This is a genomic window from Frigoribacterium sp. 2-23 (assembly GCF_049601585.1).
Lineage (GTDB): Bacteria > Actinomycetota > Actinomycetes > Actinomycetales > Microbacteriaceae > Frigoribacterium.
Genome location: NZ_CP187126.1, coordinates 2,068,813 through 2,093,883, shown reverse-complemented (window position 1 = coordinate 2,093,883; position 25,071 = coordinate 2,068,813). Strand labels below are relative to the sequence as shown.

General features: G+C 69.7%; 25 protein-coding genes. 18 read left to right on the top strand and 7 right to left on the bottom strand.

What is annotated here, in order from left to right; translation table 11 throughout:
* Both ACPEEZ_RS09840 and smc read left to right on the top strand, forming a co-directional pair.
* A complete protein-coding gene (locus ACPEEZ_RS09840) occupies positions 1-993 on the top strand; it encodes an Fpg/Nei family DNA glycosylase (RefSeq protein ID WP_423918151.1) in 993 nt (330 codons plus the stop codon).
* 130 nt (positions 994-1,123) lie between these two features.
* Positions 1,124-4,756 carry a chromosome segregation protein SMC gene (gene smc, locus ACPEEZ_RS09835; RefSeq protein ID WP_423918148.1) on the top strand — a complete coding sequence of 1,211 codons (3,633 nt, stop codon included), beginning with the start codon at positions 1,124-1,126 and terminating at the stop codon, positions 4,754-4,756.
* Positions 4,757-4,831: 75 nt separating this feature from the next.
* Here smc and ACPEEZ_RS09830 read toward each other — a convergent pair whose 3' ends face one another.
* Both ACPEEZ_RS09830 and ACPEEZ_RS09825 read right to left on the bottom strand, forming a co-directional pair.
* Complete coding sequence (locus ACPEEZ_RS09830) at positions 4,832-5,407, bottom strand: histidine phosphatase family protein (RefSeq protein WP_423918145.1); 576 nt, start codon at positions 5,405-5,407, stop codon at positions 4,832-4,834.
* Positions 5,408-5,465: 58 nt separating this feature from the next.
* Positions 5,466-6,476, bottom strand: a complete 1,011-nt coding sequence (locus ACPEEZ_RS09825; RefSeq protein WP_423918143.1) for a TerC family protein — start codon at positions 6,474-6,476, stop codon at positions 5,466-5,468.
* A gap of 219 nt (positions 6,477-6,695) precedes the next feature.
* Between ACPEEZ_RS09825 and ftsY the strand changes: the two genes are divergently transcribed.
* Positions 6,696-7,565 carry a signal recognition particle-docking protein FtsY gene (ftsY, locus tag ACPEEZ_RS09820; protein WP_423918140.1) on the top strand — a complete coding sequence of 290 codons (870 nt, stop codon included), beginning with the start codon at positions 6,696-6,698 and terminating at the stop codon, positions 7,563-7,565.
* Between the two features lie 21 nt (positions 7,566-7,586).
* On the opposite strand, the gene lipA is transcribed toward ftsY, so the two are convergent.
* Positions 7,587-8,570, bottom strand: coding sequence for a lipoyl synthase (gene lipA, locus ACPEEZ_RS09815; RefSeq protein ID WP_423918138.1), 984 nt, complete (start codon positions 8,568-8,570; stop codon positions 7,587-7,589).
* Complete coding sequence (lipB, locus tag ACPEEZ_RS09810; RefSeq protein ID WP_423918135.1) at positions 8,567-9,244, bottom strand: lipoyl(octanoyl) transferase LipB; 678 nt, start codon at positions 9,242-9,244, stop codon at positions 8,567-8,569. The genes lipA and lipB overlap by 4 nt, the downstream gene beginning before the upstream one ends.
* A 104-nt stretch (positions 9,245-9,348) precedes the next feature.
* On the opposite strand from lipB, the gene ffh reads away from it, so the two are divergent.
* Entirely contained in the window at positions 9,349-10,917 is a 1,569-nt protein-coding gene (ffh, locus tag ACPEEZ_RS09805; RefSeq protein WP_423918132.1) for a signal recognition particle protein, read from the top strand.
* A gap of 264 nt (positions 10,918-11,181) precedes the next feature.
* On the opposite strand, the gene ACPEEZ_RS09800 is transcribed toward ffh, so the two are convergent.
* A complete protein-coding gene (locus ACPEEZ_RS09800; protein WP_423918129.1) occupies positions 11,182-12,324 on the bottom strand; it encodes a glutamate--cysteine ligase in 1,143 nt (380 codons plus the stop codon).
* 324 nt (positions 12,325-12,648) lie between these two features.
* On the opposite strand from ACPEEZ_RS09800, the gene rpsP reads away from it, so the two are divergent.
* The 4 genes from rpsP to trmD are packed head-to-tail and all read left to right on the top strand — an operon-like array spanning position 12,649 to position 14,644.
* Positions 12,649-13,065 carry a 30S ribosomal protein S16 gene (gene rpsP, locus ACPEEZ_RS09795; protein ID WP_423918127.1) on the top strand — a complete coding sequence of 139 codons (417 nt, stop codon included), beginning with the start codon at positions 12,649-12,651 and terminating at the stop codon, positions 13,063-13,065.
* A gap of 3 nt (positions 13,066-13,068) precedes the next feature.
* Positions 13,069-13,305, top strand: a complete 237-nt coding sequence (locus tag ACPEEZ_RS09790) for an RNA-binding protein (RefSeq protein WP_423918124.1) — start codon at positions 13,069-13,071, stop codon at positions 13,303-13,305.
* 18 nt (positions 13,306-13,323) lie between these two features.
* Entirely contained in the window at positions 13,324-13,950 is a 627-nt protein-coding gene (rimM, locus tag ACPEEZ_RS09785) for a ribosome maturation factor RimM (protein ID WP_423918122.1), read from the top strand.
* Position 13,951: 1 nt separating this feature from the next.
* Entirely contained in the window at positions 13,952-14,644 is a 693-nt protein-coding gene (trmD, locus tag ACPEEZ_RS09780; protein ID WP_423918119.1) for a tRNA (guanosine(37)-N1)-methyltransferase TrmD, read from the top strand.
* A gap of 49 nt (positions 14,645-14,693) precedes the next feature.
* Here the strand turns inward: trmD and map are convergent, their stop codons facing one another.
* Positions 14,694-15,464: a type I methionyl aminopeptidase gene (gene map, locus ACPEEZ_RS09775; protein WP_423918116.1), complete on the bottom strand. Its 771-nt coding sequence runs from the start codon at positions 15,462-15,464 to the stop codon at positions 14,694-14,696.
* A gap of 37 nt (positions 15,465-15,501) precedes the next feature.
* Here map and ACPEEZ_RS09770 point away from each other — a divergent pair, with 37 nt between their 5' ends.
* The 9 genes from ACPEEZ_RS09770 (at position 15,502) to ACPEEZ_RS09730 (ending at position 22,794) form a co-directional block, all read left to right on the top strand.
* Positions 15,502-16,080, top strand: a complete 579-nt coding sequence (locus ACPEEZ_RS09770) for a hypothetical protein (RefSeq protein WP_423918113.1) — start codon at positions 15,502-15,504, stop codon at positions 16,078-16,080.
* Positions 16,081-16,225: 145 nt separating this feature from the next.
* A complete protein-coding gene (gene rplS / locus ACPEEZ_RS09765; protein WP_423918110.1) occupies positions 16,226-16,576 on the top strand; it encodes a 50S ribosomal protein L19 in 351 nt (116 codons plus the stop codon).
* 100 nt (positions 16,577-16,676) lie between these two features.
* Positions 16,677-17,429, top strand: coding sequence for a signal peptidase I (gene lepB / locus ACPEEZ_RS09760; protein ID WP_423918107.1), 753 nt, complete (start codon positions 16,677-16,679; stop codon positions 17,427-17,429).
* Positions 17,429-18,064, top strand: coding sequence for a ribonuclease HII (locus ACPEEZ_RS09755; protein WP_423918105.1), 636 nt, complete (start codon positions 17,429-17,431; stop codon positions 18,062-18,064). Before lepB ends, ACPEEZ_RS09755 begins: the two co-directional genes overlap by 1 nt.
* 73 nt (positions 18,065-18,137) lie before the next feature.
* On the top strand, positions 18,138-18,461 hold the full coding sequence (locus tag ACPEEZ_RS09750; protein WP_423918103.1) for a DUF2469 domain-containing protein: 324 nt from the start codon (positions 18,138-18,140) through the stop codon (positions 18,459-18,461).
* Positions 18,462-18,583: 122 nt separating this feature from the next.
* Entirely contained in the window at positions 18,584-18,946 is a 363-nt protein-coding gene (locus ACPEEZ_RS09745) for a YraN family protein (protein ID WP_423918100.1), read from the top strand.
* A complete protein-coding gene (locus ACPEEZ_RS09740) occupies positions 18,943-20,472 on the top strand; it encodes a YifB family Mg chelatase-like AAA ATPase (protein ID WP_423918097.1) in 1,530 nt (509 codons plus the stop codon). Before ACPEEZ_RS09745 ends, ACPEEZ_RS09740 begins: the two co-directional genes overlap by 4 nt.
* Positions 20,469-21,755 carry a DNA-processing protein DprA gene (gene dprA, locus ACPEEZ_RS09735; protein WP_423918094.1) on the top strand — a complete coding sequence of 429 codons (1,287 nt, stop codon included), beginning with the start codon at positions 20,469-20,471 and terminating at the stop codon, positions 21,753-21,755. Before ACPEEZ_RS09740 ends, dprA begins: the two co-directional genes overlap by 4 nt.
* 40 nt (positions 21,756-21,795) lie before the next feature.
* A complete protein-coding gene (locus ACPEEZ_RS09730) occupies positions 21,796-22,794 on the top strand; it encodes a tyrosine recombinase XerC (protein ID WP_423918091.1) in 999 nt (332 codons plus the stop codon).
* 40 nt (positions 22,795-22,834) lie between these two features.
* Here the strand turns inward: ACPEEZ_RS09730 and ACPEEZ_RS09725 are convergent, their stop codons facing one another.
* On the bottom strand, positions 22,835-23,386 hold the full coding sequence (locus ACPEEZ_RS09725; protein WP_423918089.1) for a M23 family metallopeptidase: 552 nt from the start codon (positions 23,384-23,386) through the stop codon (positions 22,835-22,837).
* Between the two features lie 133 nt (positions 23,387-23,519).
* Between ACPEEZ_RS09725 and ACPEEZ_RS09720 the strand changes: the two genes are divergently transcribed.
* Positions 23,520-24,968 (top strand): sugar porter family MFS transporter, encoded by a 1,449-nt coding sequence (locus ACPEEZ_RS09720; RefSeq protein ID WP_423918086.1) that lies wholly within the window; start codon positions 23,520-23,522, stop codon positions 24,966-24,968.
* The last annotated feature ends 103 nt before the right edge of the window (positions 24,969-25,071 follow it).

The following is a 25,071-nucleotide window of genomic DNA, read 5'->3' as shown; positions in this document are numbered from 1 at the left end:
GTGCCGGAGCTCCCCGAGGTCGAGGTGGTCCGCGCCGGTCTCCGCCCCGCGGTGGCCGGCGCGGTCGTCACCGCCGTGTCGGTGCTCGACCAGCGCTCGCTGAAGCGGCACCGCGGCCCCGCGGACGATTTCGTCGACCGACTCGTCGGCGGCACGATCGACGCCGCCGTCCGGCGCGGCAAGTTCCTCTGGCTGCCGTTCGAGCCCGCCACGCCCCATGACGAGCCGATGGCGCTCGTGGCCCATCTCGGCATGAGCGGGCAGGTGCTGCTGCGCGATCGAGAGCAGCCCGACGACCGTCTGCTGCGCATCCGCCTCGACCTCGACAGCCCGGCGCTCGGTCCGGTCCGCCTCGCGTTCGTCGACCAGCGCATCTTCGGGTCGATGGCGCTCGACGAGACGGTACCGACGACCGACGGGAGGCCGGCCGGATTCGCCGGCCCGCGCCTCCTCGGCTCGCCGCCCCTCGACGGCGAGACGTCGTCTGTTCGGCCCGACGGCGAGGACGACGGCGCGCACTGGGTCGGGCGGATCCCGAGTCAGGTCGCCCACATCGCCCGCGACCCGCTCGACCCGGCCTTCGACGACCGGGAGTGGCTCACGCGACTCCTGGCGCGGCGCACCGGGGTCAAGCGTGCGCTGCTCGACCAGGGGCTGCAGAGCGGCGTCGGCAACATCTACGCCGACGAGTCGCTCTGGGCCGCGAAGATCCACCCCGACCAGCCGACCGAGGCGCTGTCGGCCCGGCGGGCGCGCCTGCTGCTGTCCGAGGTGCGCATCGTGCTCCTCAAGGCCTTGGCCGAAGGAGGCACGAGCTTCGACGCGCAGTACGTCAACGTCAACGGCCAGTCGGGCTACTTCGTGCACAGCCTCAACGCCTACGGTCAGCACGGTCGCCCCTGCCCCCGCTGCGGCACCCCGATCGTGCGCGAGGCCTTCATGAACCGCTCGTCGCACTTCTGCCCCCGCTGCCAGCGCCTCCGCGCCGCGTAGCCCCCGCTCGCCGCGACGCGAGGGTCCCGCCGAATGGCACACCCGCGCCGCGCCACCGCGGCCCGGCCCGCCGCCGCGCCTATCCTGGAGCACGACACGCCGGGTCGAGACAGGGAAGGAGGCACGACGCATGTACCTGAAGAGCCTCACGCTCAAGGGATTCAAGTCGTTCGCCTCCGCCACGACGTTCGCGTTCGAGCCGGGTGTCACGTGCGTCGTCGGCCCGAACGGCTCGGGCAAGAGCAACGTCGTCGACGCGCTCGCCTGGGTGATGGGGGAGCAGGGCGCCAAGAACCTCCGCGGCGGCAAGATGGAGGACGTCATCTTCGCCGGTACGTCGACCCGCGGCCCGCTCGGCCGGGCACAGGTCGTGCTCACCATCGACAACACCGACGGCGCCCTGCCGATCGACTACACCGAGGTGACGATCAGTCGCACGCTGTTCCGCAACGGCGGCAGCGAGTACGCGATCAACGGCGAGAGCTGCCGTCTGCTCGACGTGCAGGAGCTGCTGAGCGACTCGGGCCTCGGCCGCGAGATGCACGTGATCGTCGGGCAGGGGCAGCTCGACGCCGTGCTGCATGCCACGCCCGAAGACCGCCGCGGCTTCATCGAGGAGGCCGCCGGCATCCTCAAGCACCGCCGCCGCAAAGAGAAGACGCTGCGGAAGCTCGACGCGATGCAGACGAACCTGACCCGGCTGAGCGACCTGGCCGGTGAGATCCGACGGCAGCTCAAGCCACTCGGGCGTCAGGCCGAGATCGCCCGCGAGGCGCAGACCATCGCGGCGGTCGTCCGCGACGCCCGCGCGCGCCTCCTCGCCGACGAGGTGGTCGGCCTCCGCGACGTGCTCGCGACCCAGTCGCGCAGCGAGAACGAGCGCAAGAGCGAACGCCTCGTCCTGCAGGAGCAGCTCGACCAGAACAAGGTCCGCGAGCAGCGCCTCGAGCAGGAGATGGTCGGCGATGCCGTCGACGACGCCCGTCGCGTGGCCTTCGGGCTCGAGTCCGTACAGGAGCGCCTGCGCAGCCTGTCGAGTCTCGCGAACCAGCGCCTCCAGCTGCTCGCGCAGCAGTCCGACGGCCCCGTCGCCACGACGAGCATCACCGCAGGCATGGTGGCCGACGCCCGCGAGGAGGCCGTCCGTCTGCAGGGCGACGTAGCGGCGGCCGAGGAGGCGGTGGGCGCGGCGGGCGCGACCGTCGCGACGACCCGCGCCGCGTTGGACGCGCTCGACGACGAGATCGCCGCCCAGAGCGCCCTCGTCTCGAAGCACGACCTCGAGTCCGCGAGTCTGCGGAGCATCGTCGAGGTCGCGCAGTCGAAGCTGGCCGCCGTGGCGGGCGAGCGGCTGCGTCAGCAGAACGCGCTCGAGGCGGCCGAGCTCCGACGAGACGCGGGTCGCACCGAGTACGCCGCCCTCGAACGGCAGGCCCCGCGTACCCCGGGCACCGACACCGACACCGTCGACGTCGAGGCGGCGCAGCGCGAGGCCGACGACGCCGTCACCCGCGACCAGGCCTCCGTCGACGACCTTCGCGAGAGACTCCACACGTCCGAGCGGGAGCGCGACGCGCTGGCCGCTCGCAGCGGCGCGCTCTCGATGGCCCTCGATCAGAAGGACGGCTCGACCGCCCTCGTCGCCGCCGATCGACCGGGTGTGCGCGGCCCGGTGACCGAACACGTGCAGGTCACCCCGGGTTACGAGGCGGCCGTCGCGGCGGCGCTCGGCAGCGTCGTCGACGCCGTGCTCGTGGACGACGCCGCCTCCGCCTTCGACGCCGTCGGCCACGCGACCGAGGCCGAGCTCGGCCGGGTCGAGGTCGTCGTCGCCGAGCCCGAGCGGCGGTTGCCCGCGCTCGACGTCGCACTGCCCCCGGGAGCCGTCGCCGCCGTCTCGGTCGTCACCGCGCCTCCCGGTGTCCTCGGGCTCCTCGCGAGCACCGTCGTCGCGGACGACCTCGCGACCGCCCGCGCGGCCTGGGCGTCGCTCGCGGCGCACCCGCTGCCGGTCACGGTCATCACGCGCTCCGGCGAGGTGCTCACCGACTACGTGTTGCGCGGCGGCTCCGGCGCCGAGCGCTCACGGCTCGAACTCGTCGCCGAGCGCGACACGGCCGCCGAGCGCCTCACCGTGGTCAGCACGGCGATCGAGCGCCTCACGTTCGATCTCGCCGAGGCGAAGGAGGCGCTGGCCGCGTCCCGCGCGACCGCCAAGGCCACGGCGCAGGCGGCTCGCGACCACGAGGCCGAGGTCACGGCGCACGGTCAGCAGCTCGGTCGACTCCGCGCGCAGGTCGAGGCAGCGGAGGCCGAGGTCGAACGGTTGTCGGCGGCGCTCACCACGTCGGAGGATGCGACCCGCGTCGCCCAGCGGGCCGTCGACGAGGCGCGTCAGGCGCACGACGACCACAGCGCCAGGCCGCGACCGTTGCTCGACGCCTCAGCCCGCGAGGGGATGCTGCTCGAGGTCGAACAGGCGCGAGGCCTGGAGCTCGAGCAGCGTGTTCGTCTCGAGACGGTGCGCGAACGCGTCCGCGCCGAGGTCGCCCGTGCCGCCGAGCTCGAGAAGCAGCGCGAGGCGCAGCGGGCGGCTGCCGACGAGCAGGCTCGCCAGACGGTGATCCGGCAGCGGCAGATGGCGTCGACGTCGGCCGTGCTCGACGCGCTGCCCCCGGTGCTCGACGCGGTCGACCGCTCGCTCGCCGAGGCGCGCGCCCGGCTGGCCGAGGCGGAGACCGCGCGGTCGCAGCAGAACGAGGAGCTCAGCACCCTGCGTCGCGAGGAGCGTCAGCTGCGCGAGCGGCTGCACACCGTCACCGAGAACGTGCACGGACTCGAGATGGAGATCTACGAGAAGAAGCTGCACCTGTCCGGACTCCTCGAACGTGCGGCTTCCGAGCTCGGCCTGGTCGAGGAGGTGCTGGTCGAGGAGTACGGCCCTTCCGTGCCGATCCCGCTCGAAGGTCAGGCGGCGTCCGGCGACGCCGACGCGACCGCCGGCACCGAGGGCGACGAGGACGCAGACGACGACGCGGGCACGGCGCCCGCCGCGCCGAGCGGCACCCCGTTCGTCCGTGCCGAGCAGAAGACCCGCCTGGCCGCGGCCGAGAAGAAACTCGCGCAGCTCGGCCGGGTCAACCCGCTCGCGCTCGAGGAGTTCTCGGCGCTCGAGCAGCGCCACGCCTTCCTCACCGAGCAGCTCACCGATCTGACGAGCACCCGCAAGGACCTGCTCACGATCATCGAGGACATCGACGAGAAGATGCAGACCATCTTCTCGAGTGCCTTCGAGGACACGAAGCTCGCGTTCAACCGGGTCTTCCCGATCCTCTTCCCCGGGGGGACGGGCTCGATCCACCTCACCGACCCCGAGAACCTGCTCACGACCGGCATCGAGGTGACCGTCAAGCCCGCCGGCAAGAAGATCGAGCGGCTGTCGCTGCTGAGCGGTGGCGAGCGCTCGTTGGCCGCCGTCGCCCTCCTGATCGCGATCTTCAAGGCGCGACCGAGCCCGTTCTACATCATGGACGAGGTCGAGGCGGCCCTCGACGACGCGAACCTCGGTCGCCTCCTGGCGATCTTCGAGGACCTGCGCGAGTCGAGCCAGCTCATCGTCATCACGCACCAGAAGCGCACCATGGAGATCGCCGACGCCCTCTACGGCGTCTCGATGCGGCAGGACGGTGTCAGCGCCGTCGTCGGGCAGCGCGTCGTCGGCGAGCGCGAACGCCGCGACGTCGCCGCCGAGCGCGCCTCCTGACCCGGCCCCCTCGACGGCGAAGGAGGCACGACCACGCAGGTCGTGCCTCCTTCGTCATGAGGGGGTCGGGCTTCGTCAGGCGGTCTCGAGTGCCTCGCCGTTGACGGTCAGCACGCGCCAGCCGCTGCCGTCCCACTCGACGGTGTTCGCCGCCGCGTTCTGGATGTGCGGCATCTCGACGCCGAGGATCTCGGACAACGTGAAACGGATGATCGTGCCGTGGCAGACGACAACGATGCGGGCGTCGGGGCCATCGAGGGGGAGGCGCGTGTCGCGGATCATCTCGAGGGCGCCGATACCGCGGCGCGCGACCGACTCCCGGGGCTCGATGTCGGGGAACGACGCGTCGGGCTCGTCGGGGATCGCCTCGTCGGGCACGGTGCCCTCGCGCGACGCGTAGTCGCGCTCGATCAGCTCGTCGTAGGAGTCGCCGAGCTCGATGCCGAGTTCGGCAGCGATGATCTGGGCCGTCTCACGGGCCCGCATGAGCGGTGACGAGACGATCGCCGACCAGTCGTCGCCGGCGAGGAGCGCGGCCGCGGCGACGGCCTGCCCTCGACCGACGTCGTTCAGCGGGATGTCGCTCGACCCCTGCAGCTTGTCTTGGCTGTTCCAGTCGGTCTGGCCGTGGCGGATCAGTTCGAGGCGCATCGCAGGGGGTTCCGTCTTCTGCTCGGGATGTCTGCGCAGGGTGCCTGTGCAGGGCGGTCTAGCCCTCGCTGGCCTCCGAGCCCGACGTCAGGGTCTCGCGCTTCCGGTCGCGACCGGACTTCGCGAGGCTCAACACCGTGGCCACGGCGATGGTCACCAGGATGAATCCGAGCGAGAACCAGATGGGGATCTCGGGAATCCAGTCGATGGGCTGACCGCCATTGATAAACGGTACCTCGTTCACGTGCAGGGCGTGGAACACGAGCTTCACACCGATGAACGCGAGGATCACGGCGAGGCCCTGCGCGAGGTAGACGAGACGCTCGAGCAGACCCGAGATCAAGAAGTACAGCTGGCGCAGGCCGAGCAGCGAGAAGGCGTTCGCCGTGAAGACGATGTAGGCCTCCTGCGTCAGGCCGAAGATCGCGGGGATCGAGTCGAGGGCGAACAGCACGTCCGTGAGGCCGATCGCCACCATGACCAAGAACAGGGGGGTGAAGAGGCGCTTGCCGTCGACCTTCGTGGTCAGGCGGTCCTCGTCGTAGTCGTTCGAGGTCGGGATGATGCGGCGCAGGGTGCGGATGAGTCGGCTGTCGGCCTCGTCCTTGTCGTCGTGACCGCCGCGCACCTGGCTGTACGCGAGCCAGAAGAGCAGGGCGCCGAAGAGATAGAAGACCCAGGAGAAGTTGTCGATGATCGCGACGCCCGCCGCGATGAAGAGACCGCGCGACAGCAGCGCGATGGCGATGCCGACGAGCAGGACCTTCTGCTGGTAGATCCGCGGCACGGCGAAACTCGTCATGATGATCAGGAAGACGAACAGGTTGTCGACCGACAGCGCCTTCTCCGTGATCCAGCCGGCGAAGTACTCGCCGCCGTAGGTCCAGTTGGAGAAGACGCCGACGCCCACGCCGAACAGGATCGCGATGCCGATGTAGACGCCGGACCAGATCGCGGATTCGCGGATGGTCGGCTCGTGCGGCGTCCGGACGTGACTGTAGAAGTCGAAGACGAGCAGCCCGAGGATGCCGGCGATCGTGATCGCCCAGGTGAGGAAGTGGATGTCCATGGAGTGCCTCCAGTACGCATGACGAGTACTGAAGGTCTCTTCCGCCCCGGCCGGACGAGAAGTCGTCGCGGTCGGCGCCGCTGCACCGGGTCGAGATCGGTCTCTTCCGTATTGACGGCACAGCGCGAGAGGAATACTCCCCTTCAACGGGTTCACGATACAGGCCGATCCGCCGCTCCGCGCGCCGAGTGACGGCCGTGCGACGAATAAGCTGGTCGCATGGCATCTCCCTGGTCTCTCTCCGGCGCCCTCCGTGGCGTGTTCGGCCGCAAGACGATCGACGAGACCACCTGGGACGACCTCGAGGCCTCGCTCATCGGCGCCGACTTCGGGCCGGACGTGACCGAAGCCGTCGTCGACGACCTGCGCCAGAAGGTCGCGCGGTTCCAGACCACCGACCCGGCCGACCTCCGCCGCATGCTCCGCGAGGTGCTCGAGGAGCGCCTCTCGAAGCTCGACTCGACGCTCAAGCTCAGCAATCGCCCCGCGGTCGTGCTGATGGTCGGCGTGAACGGCGTCGGAAAGACGACGACGATCGGCAAGTTCGCCAAGTTCCTGCGCAACTTCGACCGCACCGTGCTCGTCGGCGCGGCGGACACGTTCCGCGCGGCGGCCGTCGAGCAGGTCGCGACCTGGGCCGAGCGTGCCGGAGCTCAGATCGTGCGTCCGCAGCAGCAGGGGCAGGACCCGGCTTCGGTCGCGTTCCAGACGGTCGAGCGGGCCATGCGCGAGGGCTTCGAGATCGTCCTCATCGACACGGCCGGCCGTCTGCAGACGAAGTCGGGGCTCATGGACGAACTCGGCAAGATCAAGCGCGTCGTCGAGAAGCAGACGGAGATCGCCGAGGTGCTGCTCGTGCTCGACGCCACGACGGGGCAGAACGGCCTCGCCCAGGCGCAGGCGTTTATCGAGCACGCGGGGGTCACCGGGCTCGTCCTCACGAAGCTCGACGGCTCGGCCCGTGGCGGCTTCGTCCTCGCCGTGCAGGAGCAGACCGGCATCCCGATCAAGCTCGTCGGCCAGGGCGAGGGCATCAACGACCTCACCGGTTTCACCCCGCACGTGTTCGTGCAGAACCTGATCGGCTGACGCGCCCGAGCCCCCGTCGGTTCAGACGGCCTGGCGCCCGGCGTCGGCGGTCAGCAGGTGCCGCAACGAGTCGGGGACGAAGCCGCCCCGCGCCTCCGTAGCCCGGGCCCAGAGGCGGCCGGCGCGGTAGGACGACCGCACGAGCGGCCCGGCCAACACCCCGCTGAAGCCCATGTCCTCGGCGATCTCGCGGAAGTCGACGAACTCCTCGGGCTTCACCCACCGGGCGACGGGCAGGTGCCGGGGGCTCGGCCGCAGGTACTGCGTCAGCGTGATGATGTCCGTCTCGGCCTCGCGCAGTCGTTCGAGCGCGTCGATCACCTCGCCGTACTCCTCGCCCATGCCGAGGATGAGGTTCGACTTCGTGACGAGCCCGGCGTCGTGCCCCTGACGGATCACGTCGAGCGAGCGCTCGAACGTGAAGGCCGGGCGGATGCGCTTGAAGATGCGGGGGACCGTCTCGACGTTGTGCGCGAACACCTCGGGAGCGGCGTCGAACACCTGCCCGAGGAGTTCGGGGCGACCGTTGAAGTCGGGCACGAGGATCTCGACGCCGGTGCCCGGGTTGAGATCGTGGATGCGCCGGATGGTCTCGGCATACAGCCACGCGCCTCCGTCGTCCAGGTCGTCGCGCGCGACGCCCGTCACCGTGGCGTAGCGGAGTCCCATCTCGCGGACCGACTCCGCGACCGACTGCGGCTCGCGCCGGTCGAGCGGGCTGGGTCGGCCGGTGTCGATCTGGCAGAAGTCGCAGCGACGCGTGCACTGCGAGCCGCCGATCAGGAAGGTGGCCTCGCGGTCCTCCCAGCACTCGAAGATGTTCGGGCAGCCGGCCTCCTGGCAGACGGTGTGCAGCTTCTTGTCGACGACGAGCTCGGTCAGGGCGCGGTACTCGGGGCCCTGGCGCGCCGTCGTCTTGATCCAGGACGGCTTCGTCTCGATGGGGGTCGCGGCGTTGCGGGCCTCGACGCGCAGCAGGCGGCGGCCCTCGGGCGCGGCGCTCACGCGGCGACCGCCGTCCCGGCCGAGGCCGTCGCGCCGTCGAGTCGGTCGATCAGCGCCGTGATCGACGCCTCGAGCGCGTCCGCGACGTCGTGGGGCGTCACGATCCGGCCGGAGGCGCGGGTCAGGGTGGTCACGCCGGCGTCGGCGATGCCGCAGGGCACGATGACGTCGTAGGGGGCGAGCGAGTTGTCGCAGTTCAGCGAGACACCGTGCATGGTGACCCCCTCTGCGACGCGGATGCCGACGGCACCGACCTTCGCGTCGCCCGTCGACGAGCGGACCCAGGCGCCGCTGCGGCCGTCGATGCGCTCGGCGACGACGCCGACGGTGGCGCACGCCTCGATGAGGCACGACTCGAGCTCGCGCACGAACGCCACGACGTCGAGGGGCTCGGGCAGGCGCACGATCGGGTAGGCCACGAGCTGGCCGGGGCCGTGCCAGGTGATGCGGCCGCCGCGATCGGCCTCGACGACGGGGCTGCCGTCCCGCGGCAGGTCGTCGGGCTGCGTGCGGGTGCCCGCCGTGTAGACGGACGGGTGCTGGCACAGGACGAGTGCCCCCGGGGTGTCGCGGGCCACGACCGCGCCGTGGAGCCGTCGCTGCAGCGTCCACGCTTCGAGGTAGGGGAGGGGGGCCTCGCCGGACGCGATGCCGTGTCTCTCGATGAGCGTCATGCAGCGAGAGTAGACGATTAATAGATCGAGTCCAATAAGTCCCAGGGTCGTGCGCCGCGCCTCCGGAGGTCCGGGTCGGCTCGAACGGTTAAGATGGCAGCACCATGGCCACATTTGGAACCCTCTCCGACCGCCTCGCGGATACGTTCAGAAATCTCCGCAACAAGGGCAAGCTCAGCCCCGCCGACGTCGACAGCACGGTCCGCGAGATCCGTCGCGCGCTGCTCGATGCCGACGTCGCGTTCGACGTCGTCAAGGCGTTCACGAACAAGGTGCGCGATCGTGCCCTCGGGGACGAGGTCAACAAAGCGCTGAACCCGGCGCAGCAGGTCGTCCAGATCGTCAACGAAGAGCTGGTCGAGATCCTCGGCGGGCAGCAGCGCCGGCTGGAGTTCGCCAAGAACCCGCCGACCGTGATCATGCTCGCGGGTCTGCAGGGTGCCGGTAAGACGACCCTCGCGGGCAAGCTGGCGAAGTGGCTCGCGAAAGACGGCCACACGCCGATGCTCGTGGCGGCCGACCTCCAGCGCCCCAACGCGGTGCAGCAGCTCCAGGTCGTCGGCGAGCAGGCCGGTGCGTTCGTCTTCGCGCCCGAGCCGGGCAACGGCGTCGGTGACCCGGTCAAGGTCGCCAAGCAGGCCATCAAGTACGCGCGCGACAAGGTCTACGACACGGTCATCGTCGACACGGCGGGTCGTCTCGGTGTCGACTCCGAACTGATGAAGCAGGCTGCGAACATCCGCAAGGCCGTCGACCCCGACGAGGTGCTTTTCGTCATCGACGCGATGATCGGTCAAGACGCCGTGGCCACGGCCAAGGCGTTCCAGGACGGCGTCGACTTCACCGGTGTGGTGCTCTCGAAGCTCGACGGCGACGCGCGCGGTGGTGCCGCGCTCAGCGTCGCGTCCGTCACGGGTCGACCGATCATGTTCGCGTCGACCGGTGAGGGGCTCGACGACTTCGAGCCGTTCCACCCCGACCGCATGGCGAGCCGAATCCTCGACCTCGGTGACATCCTCACCCTCATCGAGCAGGCCCAGGGTGCGTTCGACGAGGAAGAGGCGCGCAAGGTCGCCGAGAAGATCGCGACCGACTCGTTCACGCTGGACGACTTCCTGAAACAGATGCAGCAGCTGCGCAACATGGGGTCGATCAAGGGCATGCTCGGCATGCTGCCGGGCGCCAAGGGCATGCGCGAGCAGCTCGAGAACTTCGACGAGCGCGAGATCGTCCGCACCGAGGCGATCATCCAGTCCATGACGCCGGCCGAACGTAAGCTGCCGAAGCTGCTCAACGGCTCCCGCCGCCTGCGCATCGCCCGCGGTTCGGGCATGACGGTCACCGACGTCAACCAGCTCGTGCAGCGCTTCGAGCAGGCGTCCAAGATGATGCGCACGGTCGCCAAGGGCGGCGTGCCGCAGGTACCCGGCATGGGGCCGATCCCCGGCGCCTCGTACGCCGGTCGTAAGGCACAGGCCAAGAAGAAGGGCTCGAAGGCGGGCAACCCCGCCAAGCGCGCGGCACAGAACGCGGCTCTCGCCAGTGGCGAGAAGCCTGGTGGCTCGGCCGCCGGCGGTGGTTCGGGCTTCGGTCTCGGCGGTGCGCCCCAGGGCGACAAGGCGCCGACGGCCGAAGAGCTCGCGTCGCTGCAGAAGTTCCTGGGACGCGGTTAGTCGCTCACAGGCTCGACCCGAACGCCCGGTTGTGGATCATTCCACACCGGGCGTTCTTCTTTGCTCGTGGTCGCCGTGCTTCGATCTGGGCGACCGCTCGCCCCACGGGACGTACTGACCATCCCGACCCGTGCCTCCTGCAGGCAGGATGCGACCATGCGGTCGCAGACGCTCGCGACACGCCGGCGGAACCGGCGGCGTCGCGCGACATGGTCGCACAACGCGAAGGGGAAGGAGCGGCAGGCGAGCCGGGGGAGGGACGCGTCAGGCGGCGAGGCCGTCGCGGAGCTCGGCGACCAGCGACGCGACGACGGCACGGAGACTGCCGTCGCTGCGCGCCGCGACCGCCAGCTGACGCTGGTAGCTCGCGCCGACGTCCATGATGCGGGTCAGGGACTGCAGTTCGTCGAGGCAGCCGAGCCGGTCGGCCACGGGCTCGAGTCGCACGATGAGATCGCGCAGGTCGTCGGTGACTAGTCGTTCGTCGCCCGCCGCGTTGACGATGACGATGGCGTCCATGCCGTAGCGCGCGGCGCGCCACTTGTTCTCGCGAACGAACCAGGGCTGCATCTGAGGAGGCTCGTCACCGGCATCGAGGCGGGTGGACATGTCGTCGACCAGGCATTGGACCAGTGCGGTCACGGCCGCGACCTCGTCGAAGGTCGCGATGCCGTCGAAGACGCGCGTCTCGAGGGTTCCCCACTTGGGCGAGGGGCGGAGGTCCCAGCGGAGCTCGCTGTGGTCGTCGATGACGCCGGTGTGCGTCATGTCGGCGACCATCTCCTCGTAGTTCGCCCACGCGCCGAACTGCGGGGGGAGCCCTGCCGTGGGGAGTTGCTGGAACATCAGCGCGCGGTTCGAGGCGTACCCGGTCTCCTCACCGACCCAGAACGGCGACGAGGCCGTGATCGCCTGGAAATGGGGCACGTAGGTGAGCAGCCCGTTGAGGATGGGCAGCACCTTGTCGCGGTCGTCGATACCGACGTGGACGTGCACGCCCCAGATCATCATCTGCCGGCCCCACCAGCGCGTCCGGTCGATGAGGGTGGCGTACCGCTCCTTGTCGGGCGTCACCTCTTGCTGGAACCACTGGCTGAAGGGGTGCGTGCCGGCGCACATCAGCTCGGCGCCGAGGTGCTCGGCCGGCTCGCGGACGGACTCGATCGTGTGGCGCAGGTCGTCGACGCCGTCCGTGACACGACGGTGCACGCCGGTGACGACCTCGACCGTGTTGGTCAGGAGCTCGCCGGTGAGGCGCTCGGGGCCGTCGCCGTTGATCCGCGGCGCGAGCTCCTCGAGGATCGCGGGCGCATGCGCGGCCAGTTCGCCACTCGACCGGTCGACGAGGGCCAGCTCCCATTCGATCCCGAGTGTCGACGGCTCGGACGCCGTGAAATCGATCTTCATGGTGGGGCCTTCCGCGTCGGCACGGCGGGGAGTGCGTGCTGGGCGATGACATCCGCCGACCAGCGCATGCGCGGTTCATCCTGACAGAAGGCCGCTCCGGGTGCCCGCCCGCGCCTCCTCGGGTCGTCATGCGACGACCCGGTGTGGCGGCTTGCCGAAGTGATTCGCGCAGACCGGCGAACGTCTGCAACAATAAGAGGTCGAGTCTGCGGCGGGCCGACCCTCTAATCAGCCTGTCGCCAGACCTCATCAGAGCTTTCGAGCCGAGTGTGCCCCCACGCTCACGGCTAGCAACTCGCCCACATCACATCACACAGGAGAATTGTGGCTGTCAAGATCCGTCTCAAGCGCATGGGCAAGATCCGCGCACCGTACTACCGCATCGTCGTCGCCGACTCGCGCACCAAGCGCGACGGCCGCGTGATCGAGGAGATCGGCAAGTACCACCCCACCGAGGAGCCCTCGTTCATCGAGGTCGAGTCGGAGCGCGCTCAGTACTGGCTCAGCGTCGGCGCCCAGCCGACCGAGCAGGTCGCCGCGCTGCTCAAGCTCACGGGCGACTGGGGCAAGTTCAAGGGTGACGCGAACGCCACCAGCACCGTCAAGACCAAGGCTCCCAAGGAGGCCTTCGTCGCCGACGAGAAGAAGAAGCCGGTCCTCGTGCCCAAGTCGGAGAAGCCGGCCAAGGCCGAGCCCGCCGAGGCTCCTGCCGCTGACGACGCCGAGACCACCGAGGCGTAGTCAGTGCTCGCACCTGCACTCGAACACCTCGTCCGGGGGATCGTCGATCACCCGGACGAGGTGCAGGTCGTCGAGAAGAACTCCCCGCGTGGCGACGTTCTCGAGGTCCACGTGAACCCCGACGACCTCGGCCGTGTCATCGGCCGCTCCGGCCGCACGGCCAAGGCGCTGCGCACCTTGATCACCGCTCTGGCTGACGGCAAGCGCGTTCGCGTCGACGTCGTCGACACCGACGTCTAGGCCGTGACGAACGAGCCTGTGTCCTCCCCAGATCGAACCCAGTTGCGCGTCGGGCGCCTCACGAAGGCCCACGGCCTCAAGGGCGCTCTGAAGCTGGAACTCTTCACGGACACCCCCGAGCAGCGATTCACGCCGGGCGCCGTCTTCACGCTGCAGGTCCCCGCGACCAGCGAGTGGCATGGCAAGACGCTCACGCTGACCGAACTGCGCTGGTACAACAGCCAGCCGGTCGGCTTCTTCGAGGGCGTCCCCGATCGCACCGCCGCCGAATCGCTCGTGAAGGCCATCCTCTGGGTCGAGCAAGACAGTGCCGAGCTCCCCGAGGAAGACGACGCGTGGTACGACCACCAACTCGTCGGTCTCCGGGTCGAGCGCGACGGCGTCCAGGTCGGCACGGTCGCCCGCGTCGACCACATGCCGGCCCAAGACCTGTTGGCCGTCGACACCGCCGCGGGTGAGGTGCTCGTCCCCTTCGTCGCCGCCCTGGTGCCGAAGGTCGACGTCGAGAACGGCGTCGTCGTGGTGACGCCGCCCACCGGGCTCTTCGAAGAGCTGGCCGACGACTCCGAGTCGGAGTCCTCCGAACCCGAGGCCGCGGCTGTCGAGGCGGACGCCTCCGACGAGTCCGCCCCGCGCGACGCCTGACATGCGCATCGACATCGTGTCGATCTTCCCCGAGTTCTTCGGGGTGCTCGACATCTCGCTGCTCGGCAAGGCTCGGCAGCAGGGCCTGCTCGACGTGGCGGTGCACGATCTGCGTGACTACACGCACGATCGTCACCGCACCGTCGACGACACCCCCTACGGCGGCGGGGCCGGTATGGTCATGCGCCCCGAACCGTGGGGCGAGGCTCTCGACGCCGTCTTCGGTGACGCGGCGACCCCGGAGACGACCACGATGATCGTGCCGTCGCCGGCAGGGACCCCGTTCACCCAGTCGTTGGCCCGAGAGCTCGCGTTCGCGCCGCATCTGGTGTTCGCGTGTGGTCGCTACGAGGGCATCGACCAGCGGGTCGTCGAGCACGCGTCGTCGCGCGTCACCGTGCGGGAGATCAGCCTGGGGGACTACGTGCTCAACGGCGGCGAGGTCGCCGTCACCGCCATGATCGAGGCCATCGGACGCCTCGTCCCGGGCGTCGTCGGCAACCCCGAGAGCCTCACCGAAGAGAGTCACGAAGACGGTCTGCTCGAGTATCCGAGCTACACGAAGCCCGCCTCGTGGCGGGATCTCGACGTCCCCCCGGTCCTCCTGAGCGGCAACCACGGCGCCATCGCGACCTGGCGACACGAGCAGCAGCTCGAACGCACGCGCCGCGTCCGACCCGACCTCCTCGACTGACCCGCACCGTGCCTCCTCGTCTTCTCGAGGAGGGGCGGGTCACCATCCGTCAGCGGGATCGCGCGGTCAAGACCGACGGGCCGTTCTCGGTGATCGCGACCGTGTGCTCGACGTGCGCGGCACGCGATCCGTCCCGGCTGCGCAGCGTCCATCCGTCGTCGTCCGTGTAGAGCTCGTCGGTGGTCGCCATCAACCACGGTTCGATGGCGATGACCAGCCCGGGCGTGAGCACGAGGCCCCGACCCGCACGGCCGTCGTTCGGCACGTGTGGTTCGCCGTGCATCGTCCGTCCGACGCCGTGGCCTCCGAACTGCAAGTTGACGCCGAAACCGGCCGAGCGCGACACACCCCCGATGGCGGCGGAGATGTCACCGAGTCGTCCGCCCGGGCGTGCCGCTGCGATACCGGCGGCGAGAGCCCGCTCGCAGGTGTCGATCAGGGCCAGATCGGCGTCCCGGGCCGAGCCGACGACCACGGAGACGGCGGAGTCCGCCACCCAGCCGTCGACGCTCGCGGCGAAGTCGAGACTCAGCAGGTCGCCGTCGACGAGCCGGTAGTCGCGGGGGAGTCCATGCAGTGCCGCGTCGTTGACGGACGTACAGAGGACTCGGCCGAACGGCATCGCCCCGAACGACGGGTGATAGTCGACATAGCAGCTCTCGGCACCCCGATCGCGGATCATGTCCGCCGCGAGGGCGTCCAGGTCGAGCAGATTGACGCCGGGCGCGGCCGCGGCGCGGGTCGCCTCGAGCACGTGGGCCACGAATGCTCCCGCCGGTCGCATGTGCTCGATCTCGTCGGGGGTCCGCAGCTCGATCATGCAGCCATTCTTCACTCTCGCCTCGTAGCCTGACCGGATGGTGCTGCGTCGCGTGTTCTTCCGGCTGCTCTGGGTGGCCGCTTTCGTCCTGCCCGTCTGGGTACTCGTCGGCCGTGCGTTCTTCGGGGTGCCGCTCGGCCTGCAGTTCCTCGGGCAGATCGTGCTCGTGCCGTTGCTCTTCATCGGGCAGGTCCTCGTGACGGCCCTGATCCTCGCTCGACGCAGTGTCCGCCAGAACCGGGCCGTCTCGTGGCTCGATGCGAGCCTCCTCACGTTGTCCTGGCTGGCCCAGCTCGCGCTCGGCTTCTTCATCGTCGACAGTTCGGCGCAGACGCCGTCCGCGTCGGCGTTCACGGCCATCGCGGGGGCCGGGTCCCTCGACCTCTCGACCGCTCTGTTCGCCTTGGCGGTCACCGTGACGATCGCCTCCGGCATCGCCTTGATCGCCTCGGCCGCCTGGCAATGGGTCCAGGAGGCACGGCGACGTGTGGTCGCCTCGTTGGCCGATCTCGAGGCCGTCGCGAATCAGGGGCGTCAGCCCTACGGGCAGACCGGCGGGCAGGCGCCCGGCTTCGGCGACCCCGGGCCCGTCATCCGCATCGCTCCCCGCGAGTAGCGGGTGATGCCGGGGGTGTGGCACAATCGACTCTTGTGCCTGCGCACGGCTCTGCCACAGGGGAGCCGGCCATCGACGGTGCACGACTTCTTCATCTAACTGAGAACCGCAGTCGACCTGTGGCGGTTGCAGAGAGCGAACGACCATGAGCCACATCCTCGATTCGGTTGACGCCGCGTCCCTCAAGTCGGACATCCCCGACTTCCGCGCCGGCGACACCGTCAAGGTCCACGTCAACATCATCGAAGGCACGCGCTCGCGTATCCAGGTGTTCCAGGGCGTCGTCATCGGCCGCCAGAACGAGGGCGTCCGCGAGACGTTCACCGTTCGCAAGGTGAGCTTCCAGGTCGGCGTCGAGCGTACGTTCCCCGTGCACTCGCCGGTCATCGACCACATCGAGCTCGTCAGCCGTGGCGCCGTCCGCCGCGCGAAGCTCTACTACCTGCGCGAACTGCGCGGCAAGAAGGCCAAGATCAAGGAGAAGCGCGACAACTAGTCGCGCACCACGCAAAGTCGGTCGCGTTCTGCCTCCGACGGTGCCGTGCCTACTCACGAGCTCCCCGCCGTATACGATGGCGGGGAGCTCGGGCGGTTAAATGACAGATAACACATCGTTCCTTAGACGGCGGTCCCGCCGAGACGACGACGGCAAGAAGCGCGGCATCGGCACGTTCCTCAGGGACGTCCTGATCATCTTCGTCGCGGCGCTGCTGATCTCGTTCCTGATCAAGACGTTCTTGATCCGCTCGTTCTACATCCCCTCCGGGTCGATGGAGAACACGCTGCAGATCAACGATCGCATCATCGTCAACGAGCTCGTCCCCGACGTGGTCTCGGTCAAGCGCGGCGACGTCGTCGTGTTCACCGACCCCGGCGGCTGGCTGAACGGCACGCCGACGATCTCGGCGACGTCAGGCAATCCCGTGTCGGACGGCATCTCGTGGTTCTTGACCCAGGTCGGCCTCGGCGCACAAGACAGCAATGACCACTTGATCAAGCGCGTCATCGGCCTGCCCGGCGACAAGGTCGAGTGCTGCAACGACTTCGGGCAGATGTCCGTCAACGGGGTGCCTCTCACCGAGCCCTACGTCAACCTCCCCGCCGGTAAGGACCGGGTCTCGGCCGACGACTTCTCGGTGACGGTTCCTGCCGGCTCGCTCTGGGTCATGGGCGACAACCGGTACAACTCGAAAGACAGCCGGTACAACGGCGACACGCCCAGCAAGGGCTTCGTGCCGATGGCCGACGTCGTCGGGCGGGCCTTCGTCATCACCTGGCCGTTCGACCGATGGACCTGGCTCGGGGACTACCCGGACGTCTTCCGCGGAACCGAGCGCGAGGGCGAGTGATGGCGGTCGTCGACCCCACACTCGACGTCGAGGCCGAGCTGCACCGAGACGGCGCAGCGTGGGTGATCGGCTGTGACGAGGTCGGTCGCGGGGCGATCGCCGGTCCGGTCGCCGTCGGTATGAGCGCGGTCGTCGCCGGTTGCGAGGCCGTACCGGCCGGGCTGCGGGACTCCAAGCTCCTCAGCGAGAAACGTCGCGAAGCGCTCTTCCCGGTCGCCACGACCTGGGTGCACCGGCACGCGGTGGGCCTGGCCACACCGGAGGAGGTCGATTCGCTCGGCATCATCGCATCCCTGGGGCTCGCCGGGCGGCGTGCCCTGGCCGAGCTGCACCACGCCGGAGTCGGCATCATGACGTCCGTCGTCGTGCTCGACGGCAACCACGACTACCTGACACCGGCGCTGTCGTCGGCTCCCCGAGTCGTGACGCGGGTCAAGGCCGATCGCGACTGCGCCTCGGTCGCGGCCGCCTCCGTCATCGCGAAGGTGCACCGTGACCGCATGATGATCGCTGCCCACGACGACCACCCCGGTTACGGCTGGGTCGCCAACAAGGGGTACGGCTCGTCGGCGCACTACGCGGCGTTGACCGAGCTCGGGCCGTCGCCCCTGCACCGCCTGTCCTGGCTGCACTGAATCGCCGGCTGCCCAGAGCTGTCGCCGACCCCCGGTCGGAGGCGCGGGCGTCAGCGCGTAGGATGGTCCCCCGATGGACGAGGACGAGTTCGAAGACTACGACCGCGAGGTCGAGCTCGCGTTGTACCGCGAGTACCGCGACGTGGTGTCGCAGTTCCGTTATGTGGTCGAGACGGAGCGTCGGTTCTACCTCGCGAACGAGGTCGATCTCGTACGCCGGGACACCGAACACGACTTCTACTTCGAGCTGACGATGACCGATGTCTGGGTTTGGGACGTCTACCGGTCCGACCGCTTCGTGAAGTCGGTCCGGGTGCTGACGTTCAAGGACGTGAACGTCGAAGAACTCACGTCGCGTGACCTCGAACTCCCGAAAGAGCTCGCGCTCGACGAGTAGCCCCTCGGCTCGCTGACACGACTCGCTCACAGCCTTCAACCGCCGCGCACGATCCCCAGTCGCGGCGACCGCGTCCGAGTTGACCCTCCGACCGCCGCGATCCTCCTCACAGGAGGTCAGATATGGCGAAGAAAGACGACCTGGGTCGCTGGGGTGAGACGGTGGCCGTGCGCCACCTCGAGTCGGTGGGCATGCGCATCGTGGATCGCAACTGGCGATGCCGGGAGGGCGAGATCGACGTCGTCGCGCTCGACGCGGACGAACTGGTCGTCATCGAGGTCAAGACGCGCTCGAGCACCGCTTTCGGGCATCCGCTCGAGGCCGTCACGCGGACGAAACGGGACCGTTTGCGACGCCTAGCGGGCCTGTGGTTGGCCGACCACCCTGGGGCATCCTCCTCGGTGCGGCTCGACGTGGTGGCGGTGACGGGGCACCTCGGCTCGCCCGCGCCCGAGGTGCAGCTCGTCCGGGGGATCGACTCGTGAGCGTGGCCAGGACGCGTGCCGTGTCGTTGCTCGGGCTCGACGGGGCTCTCGTCGAGATCGAAGCCGACATGGGCCCCGGTCTTCCGGCGTTCATGATCATCGGTCTGCCCGATACCTCGCTCGGCGAAGCCCGCGATCGGGTCCGAGCTGCTGCGACCAACTCCGGGTGCCCGCTCCCGACCCGCAAGCTGACGGTGAACCTGTCGCCGGCGTCCCTGCCGAAACAGGGCTCCTCGTTCGATCTCGGGATCGCCGTGGCGGCCCTCGCGGCCGCCGACGTCGTCTCGGCCGCGTCGGTCGAGAACGTGGTCCACCTCGGCGAGCTCGGGCTCGACGGAAGACTCCGGCCCATCGACGGCGTCCTCCCGGCGGTGCTCGCCGCGCGGCGGGCGAATGCGGACATCGTCATGGTGCCGACCGACAACGTCGACGAGGCCGCCCTCGTCCCCGGGGTCCGCGTCGTCGGTGTGGCCTGCCTCCGCGACGCGGCCATCTGGCACGGGGCCGAGCTGAGTCCCGAGCCGGTCGACGCCCTCCGTCGGACGGCGCCCGGGGGCGAGATCACCGAGACGCCCGAGCTCGCCGACGTGATCGGCAACGCCGATGCGGTGGAGGCGCTGGTCGTGGCCGCGGCCGGAGGTCACCATCTCCTGATGGTCGGCCCGCCCGGGGCGGGCAAGAGCATGCTCGCGGCACGGTTGCCGGGCCTGCTCCCCGATCTGGGAGTCGAGGCCGCACTGGAGGTGACGTCGATCCGGTCCCTGTCGGGCCTGCCCGTGTCCGGTGACCTCGTGCGCCGGCCGCCGTTCGAGAACCCCCATCACACGTGCAGCGCCGCCTCGTTGATCGGTGGCGGCAGCGGCGTCCTGCGCCCGGGGGCGGTGTCACGGGCCTCGCGCGGCGTGCTCTTCCTGGACGAGGCACCCGAGTTCTCGACGTCGGTGCTCGACACCCTGCGCCAGCCCCTCGAATCGGGACGGGCCGTCATCCACCGCTCCCGTGCCGTCGCGACGTTCCCCGCACGGTTCCAGCTGGTCGCCGCCGCGAATCCGTGCCCCTGCGGTCATTACGGCTCACGGGACGGCGAATGCTCCTGCTCGCCGCATCAGCGTCGCCGCTACTTCTCGCGGCTGTCGGGCCCCCTCGTGGACAGGATCGACCTGCAGCTCAGAGTTGCCCGGATCGGCTCGGCCCAGTTCATGCTCGCCGCGACCGACGAGCCGCGCACGACGGCAGCGGCGCGCACGCGCGTCGAGGAGGCACGGGCCGCGGCCGCGAGACGGCTCGCCGGCACCGGGTGGTCGCTGAACGCCGAGGTCCCCGGGCCGTGGTTGCGCTCACGCGAGCATCGCCTCGGGTCGTCGGAGACGACGTCGATCGATCGTGCCCTCGAGACCGGCGCGCTCACCATGCGCGGCTACGACCGCGTCCTCCGGGTCGCCTGGACGCTCGCCGATCTCGACGGAGCCGAGCGGCCCTCCGGTGCACATGTCCGTCGGGCGTTGTCGCTGAGGCGGTCGTTGTGAACGAGCTCCTGACCCTCCCGGCCACGACCCTGGCCGACCTCGTCCGACCCGTGCTGGCGGAGGCCGACGAGGGGGTCTCCTCCGCTCCGGCGGCGGTGGAGGCCTTCGCGTACGCCGCCTGGTCGGGTATCGCCGAGCCCGGTGACTCGACCGGCGGTCTGCTGCGCCGCACGCTCGGGGCGGCGGGTTCGCTGCGGCTGGTGCTGGAGGCGGCGGCGTTGCCCGAGGCCGCGGCTACGGGCCTGATCGTCCGCGCACTGCTCGCCACCGGCGATACAGACGCGACACGGCACCGGGTGGACCGCGCGTTGGCTCGCTGGCGGCCACGGCTGGATGCCACCCGGATCACGACCAGCTTCACGGCGGCCCGTGCCCTCGGGCTGCGGGTCGTCACCCCGACGAGCGCCGACTGGCCGGAGGTCTTCGACGAACTGGGCGACCACGCTCCCGCTGCGCTCTGGCTGCGAGGTCACGGGCGTCTGCCCGTGACGGCGCGTTCCGTCGCACTCGTCGGCGCGCGGGCTGCCACCCGTTACGGCGAGCAGGTGGCGGCCGATCTCAGCAGCGCCCTGGGCGTCCGTGGGGCGACCATCGTGTCCGGAGCGGCGTATGGCATCGACGGCATGGCGCATCGAGCGGCCCTCGCGGCAGACGCCGCGACCGTCGCGGTGATGGCGAACGGCGTCGACCGGTTCTATCCCAGCGGCCACGACGACCTGCTGCGTCGCGTCATCGACAGTGCCGACGGGCTCATGATCTCGGAGTCGCCGTGCGGGACGACGCCGTCCCGCTGGAGGTTCCTCCAGCGAAACAGGTTGATAGCCACCCTGACGTCGGCGACGGTCGTCGTCGAGGCGGGCAACCGCAGCGGCTCGCTCAACACGGCGAACCACGCGGCCCAGCTCGGGCGACCCGTCGGCGCCGTCCCGGGGCCGATCACGTCGCCGTCGTCGGCAGGCTGCCATCGACTCATCCGCGCGGGGCTGGCCACCTGCGTCACGAGTGCCGCGGACGTCGTCGAACTACTCGGGGCCCCGTCGGCGGAGGGGGAGGCGGGGGCCGAGCGGCAGCCGAGCCTGTTCGACGACGGCACGCCCGAGCAGGCCCGGGTCCGCGATGCCCTGAGCACGCGAACGGCTCGGAGCGTGGACGAGGTGACGGCGGCGAGTGGCCTGTCGCGGTCGGACACGCGAGGTGTGCTCGCCGAGCTCGAACTGGCCGGAGCGGTCGAAGAACGTCCGGGAGGGTGGGTGAAGAGACGCCGCACCTCCTCGCGGTCGTGACACGCATCGGATGTCGTCCGCCGCGGATACCCTGGGCAGCATGGACGGTCAGGGCGGCGCGAGCGACGCAGCCGATGCCGGCGCATCGCCCGTGCCCGGGCCCGAGTTCGTTCCTCTCGACTCGGAGATCGACGCGTTCATCGCGCATGAACGGCACGCGCGGGGGCTGAGCGAACACACGATCAGGTCGTACCGCTCGGATCTGGTCGATCTCTCATCGTTCGCCACCGAGACGTGCCCGGCCCCGCCGTCGGCATCCGACGTCGACCTCGACCTGCTCCGCGACTGGTTGTGGCGGGGCACCGGTCTGGGCTTGGCCCGGTCGACGCTCGCTCGCCGGTCCGCCAGTGCTCGGGCGTTCACCCGGTGGTTGACCGAGACCGGCCGCACACCGGTCGACGCGGGGGCGCGCCTCCGGGCCCCGAAGGCCGAGAGCAGGCTGCCGCGCGTCGTCACCCGAGAGCAGATGACGGGCCTGTTCGACTCGCTCGGTGTCCGAGCCGACACGGGTGACCCCGCCGCGCGTCGTGACCTCGCCATCGTCGAACTGTTGTACGGGTCGGGGCTCCGGGTCTCCGAGCTCGTCGGCTCGGACCTGCCCGATCTCGACCTCGGCCGCCTGACGATCCGCGTCACGGGCAAGGGCGCCAAGGAGCGGGTCGTCCCGTTCGGCGTCCCCGCCAAGGAGGCGTTGGACCAGTACCTGCGCTCGTCGCGACCCGTCTTGCTCGGCTCCGATCCGAGCGCCGCCACGCCCGATCGCCAGGCACTGTTCATCACGACGCACGGCAAGCGGATCGGGACACGCGCCGTGTATCGACTCGTGGCGGGTCTCCTCGCCGACCTGCCCGGAGGCGGCCCGGCCGGGCCGCACACGCTCCGGCACACCGCCGCGACGCATCTGCTCGACGGAGGCGCCGATCTCCGTGCCGTCCAGGAGCTCCTCGGGCATGCCAGCCTCGGCACCACGCAGATCTACACGCACGTCTCGACCGAGCGGCTCCGCGAGACGTATCGTACGGCCCACCCTCGGGCCTGATCGTCCGGCCGTCGACTCGGCGGCCGCCCGGTGTCAGTCGTCAGCGGGGGAGCGCCCGTGTCGGCAGCAGGACACTCGGGCGTGCCCGCCCGAGAAAGAGCAACGGTGAGACGTACTCCCCGTCGACCCGCGCCCCGAGGTGCAGACAGTCGGCATCGACGCGATGACCGGGTCGGAGGACGCCGACGACCTGACCGCGCGTGACCGGCGTGCCCCGTGTCAGGTCGGACGTCACCGGCTCGTAACTACTCAGGACACCGCCGTCGTGCGCGATGGACAACACGGGGCGGTCGACCACGACGCCCGAGAAGTGGACGACACCGTCATCCGGCGCGAGGACGGGTGACCCTGCGCCGTAGGCCAGGTCGACGCCTCGGTGACCCGGGGACCACGCGTGTTCGGGTTTGACGAAGGCACGCTCAACCGTGACGGGAGCACCGGTCGGCCACGACCACGTCGCGCTCGTCCGGGGCGCGGGAGGCACGGCGCTCGCCGCAGGCGCGGCTCCCGACACGGCTGCGAGAACGATCGCGAGGCACAGGCCCGCGAGCGTCGCGGGCCGCGGGATCGAGGTGAGGGACGCGGGGGGCATAGCAGAACGATGGCCTCGAAACGAAGACTCCCAGGTCGGCGTAAGGTGCACAACGTGCACGAACGAAAGGTGCACGACAGTGTGGGGGAGTCGGGACCACGAATCCCGGACCCCGAAGTGGCAAGAGGAGAACATGTCGAATTCGACGCAATCACCAGCGGTCCAGAAGGGCCTTCAGAGGCGCGTGACCGGGTTGGCCATCGCGGCCGCGGTCGGAGGGTTCCTCTTCGGATTCGACTCCTCCGTCATCAACGGCGCCGTCGGGTCGATCGAGTCCGAGTTCGGGCTGAGCGACCTCTCGTCCGGTTTCGCCGTCGCGTCCGCCCTGATCGGGTGCGCGATCGGTGCGTACGTCGCCGGTCGTCTGGCGGACAAGATGGGTCGCATCAAGGTCATGCTCATCGGCGCGGCCCTCTTCCTGATCAGCTCCATCGGTGCGGCAGCGGCCTTCGCCGTGTGGGACCTGGTCCTCTGGCGCGTCATCGGAGGCCTCGGTATCGGCATCGCCTCCGTCATCGCCCCCGCCTACATCTCCGAGGTGTCGCCCAAGGCGATCCGCGGTCGACTCGCGTCCTTCCAGCAGTTGGCGATCACGCTCGGTATCTTCGCGGCGCTCCTGTCCGACCAATTGTTCGCGGTCACGGCAGGTGGTGCCTCCGAACCGTCCCTGTTCGGCTGGCCGGCCTGGCGGTGGATGTTCCTCGTCGGGGTCATCCCGTCGGTGATCTACGGCATCCTCGCCCTGCGCCTCCCCGAGTCGCCTCGCTACCTGGCGGGTGAGGGTCGTGAGGACGAGGCCCGCTCGGTGCTCGAGACGATCGTTCCCGCGGAGACGGTCGACACGTCGCTCAAGGAGATCACCGACTCCATCCAGACGGAGGCCGAGCTCGAGAAGAAGTCGAGCATCCGCGGCAACCGTTTCGGTCTGCAGCCCATCGTCTGGGTGGGCATCATCCTCGCCGTCCTGCAGCAGTTCGTCGGCATCAACGTGATCTTCTACTACTCGACGACGCTTTGGCAGGCGGTCGGGTTCCAGGAGTCGGACTCGTTCCTCATCTCGACCATCACGTCGATCGTGAACGTGCTCGTCACCTTCATCGCGATCGGTCTCGTCGACAAGATCGGCCGGCGCATCCTGTTGCTCGTCGGCTCGGCCGGCATGTTCATCTCGCTCGCCATGGTGGCCATCGCGTTCAGCCAGTCGGTCACGGTCGACGGCGCGCCTTCGCTGCCCGGTGCCTGGGGAATCATCGCCCTCATCTTCGCCAACCTGTTCGTGGTCTCGTTCGGCGCCACCTGGGGCCCGCTGATGTGGGTCCTCCTCGGCGAGATGTTCCCCAACAGCATCCGCGCGGCGGCACTCGGCGTCGGAAGCGCCGCCAACTGGATCGCGAACTTCATCGTCACGGTGTCGTTCCCGTCGCTGGCGAACTTCAGCCTCGCGTTCTCCTACGGGCTGTTCGCCGCCTTCGCCCTCATCTCGTTCTTCTTCGTGTTCGCGAAGATCCCCGAGACCAAGGGCCGTTCGCTCGAGGAGATGGGCGTCTCCACGGCCGAGAGCGCACCGCGCGCCCGAGCCTGACCGGATAGCTCCTATCCGAGGGCCTCGTCCCCCGGTGACAGCGTTCGAGATCCCCCTGCGACAGCGGTCGCAGGGGGATCTCGTCGTCTGCGGAGGTGCGGGA

Bases quoted from the DNA above. Each gene is read 5' to 3' on its own strand.
- smc (WP_423918148.1), top strand. From the start codon at position 1,124: ATGTACCTGAAGAGCCTCACGCTCAAGGGATTCAAGTCGTTCGCCTCC.
- ACPEEZ_RS09830 (WP_423918145.1), bottom strand. From the start codon at position 5,407: ATGCGCCTCGAACTGATCCGCCACGGCCAGACCGACTGGAACAGCCAA.
- ACPEEZ_RS09825 (WP_423918143.1), bottom strand. From the start codon at position 6,476: ATGGACATCCACTTCCTCACCTGGGCGATCACGATCGCCGGCATCCTC.
- ftsY (WP_423918140.1), top strand. From the start codon at position 6,696: ATGGCATCTCCCTGGTCTCTCTCCGGCGCCCTCCGTGGCGTGTTCGGC.
- lipB (WP_423918135.1), bottom strand. From the start codon at position 9,244: ATGACGCTCATCGAGAGACACGGCATCGCGTCCGGCGAGGCCCCCCTC.
- ffh (WP_423918132.1), top strand. From the start codon at position 9,349: ATGGCCACATTTGGAACCCTCTCCGACCGCCTCGCGGATACGTTCAGA.
- ACPEEZ_RS09800 (WP_423918129.1), bottom strand. From the start codon at position 12,324: ATGAAGATCGATTTCACGGCGTCCGAGCCGTCGACACTCGGGATCGAA.
- trmD (WP_423918119.1), top strand. From the start codon at position 13,952: ATGCGCATCGACATCGTGTCGATCTTCCCCGAGTTCTTCGGGGTGCTC.
- map (WP_423918116.1), bottom strand. From the start codon at position 15,464: ATGATCGAGCTGCGGACCCCCGACGAGATCGAGCACATGCGACCGGCG.
- ACPEEZ_RS09770 (WP_423918113.1), top strand. From the start codon at position 15,502: ATGGTGCTGCGTCGCGTGTTCTTCCGGCTGCTCTGGGTGGCCGCTTTC.
- rplS (WP_423918110.1), top strand. From the start codon at position 16,226: ATGAGCCACATCCTCGATTCGGTTGACGCCGCGTCCCTCAAGTCGGAC.
- lepB (WP_423918107.1), top strand. From the start codon at position 16,677: ATGACAGATAACACATCGTTCCTTAGACGGCGGTCCCGCCGAGACGAC.
- ACPEEZ_RS09755 (WP_423918105.1), top strand. From the start codon at position 17,429: ATGGCGGTCGTCGACCCCACACTCGACGTCGAGGCCGAGCTGCACCGA.
- ACPEEZ_RS09750 (WP_423918103.1), top strand. From the start codon at position 18,138: ATGGACGAGGACGAGTTCGAAGACTACGACCGCGAGGTCGAGCTCGCG.
- ACPEEZ_RS09745 (WP_423918100.1), top strand. From the start codon at position 18,584: ATGGCGAAGAAAGACGACCTGGGTCGCTGGGGTGAGACGGTGGCCGTG.
- ACPEEZ_RS09730 (WP_423918091.1), top strand. From the start codon at position 21,796: ATGGACGGTCAGGGCGGCGCGAGCGACGCAGCCGATGCCGGCGCATCG.
- ACPEEZ_RS09725 (WP_423918089.1), bottom strand. From the start codon at position 23,386: ATGCCCCCCGCGTCCCTCACCTCGATCCCGCGGCCCGCGACGCTCGCG.
- ACPEEZ_RS09720 (WP_423918086.1), top strand. From the start codon at position 23,520: ATGTCGAATTCGACGCAATCACCAGCGGTCCAGAAGGGCCTTCAGAGG.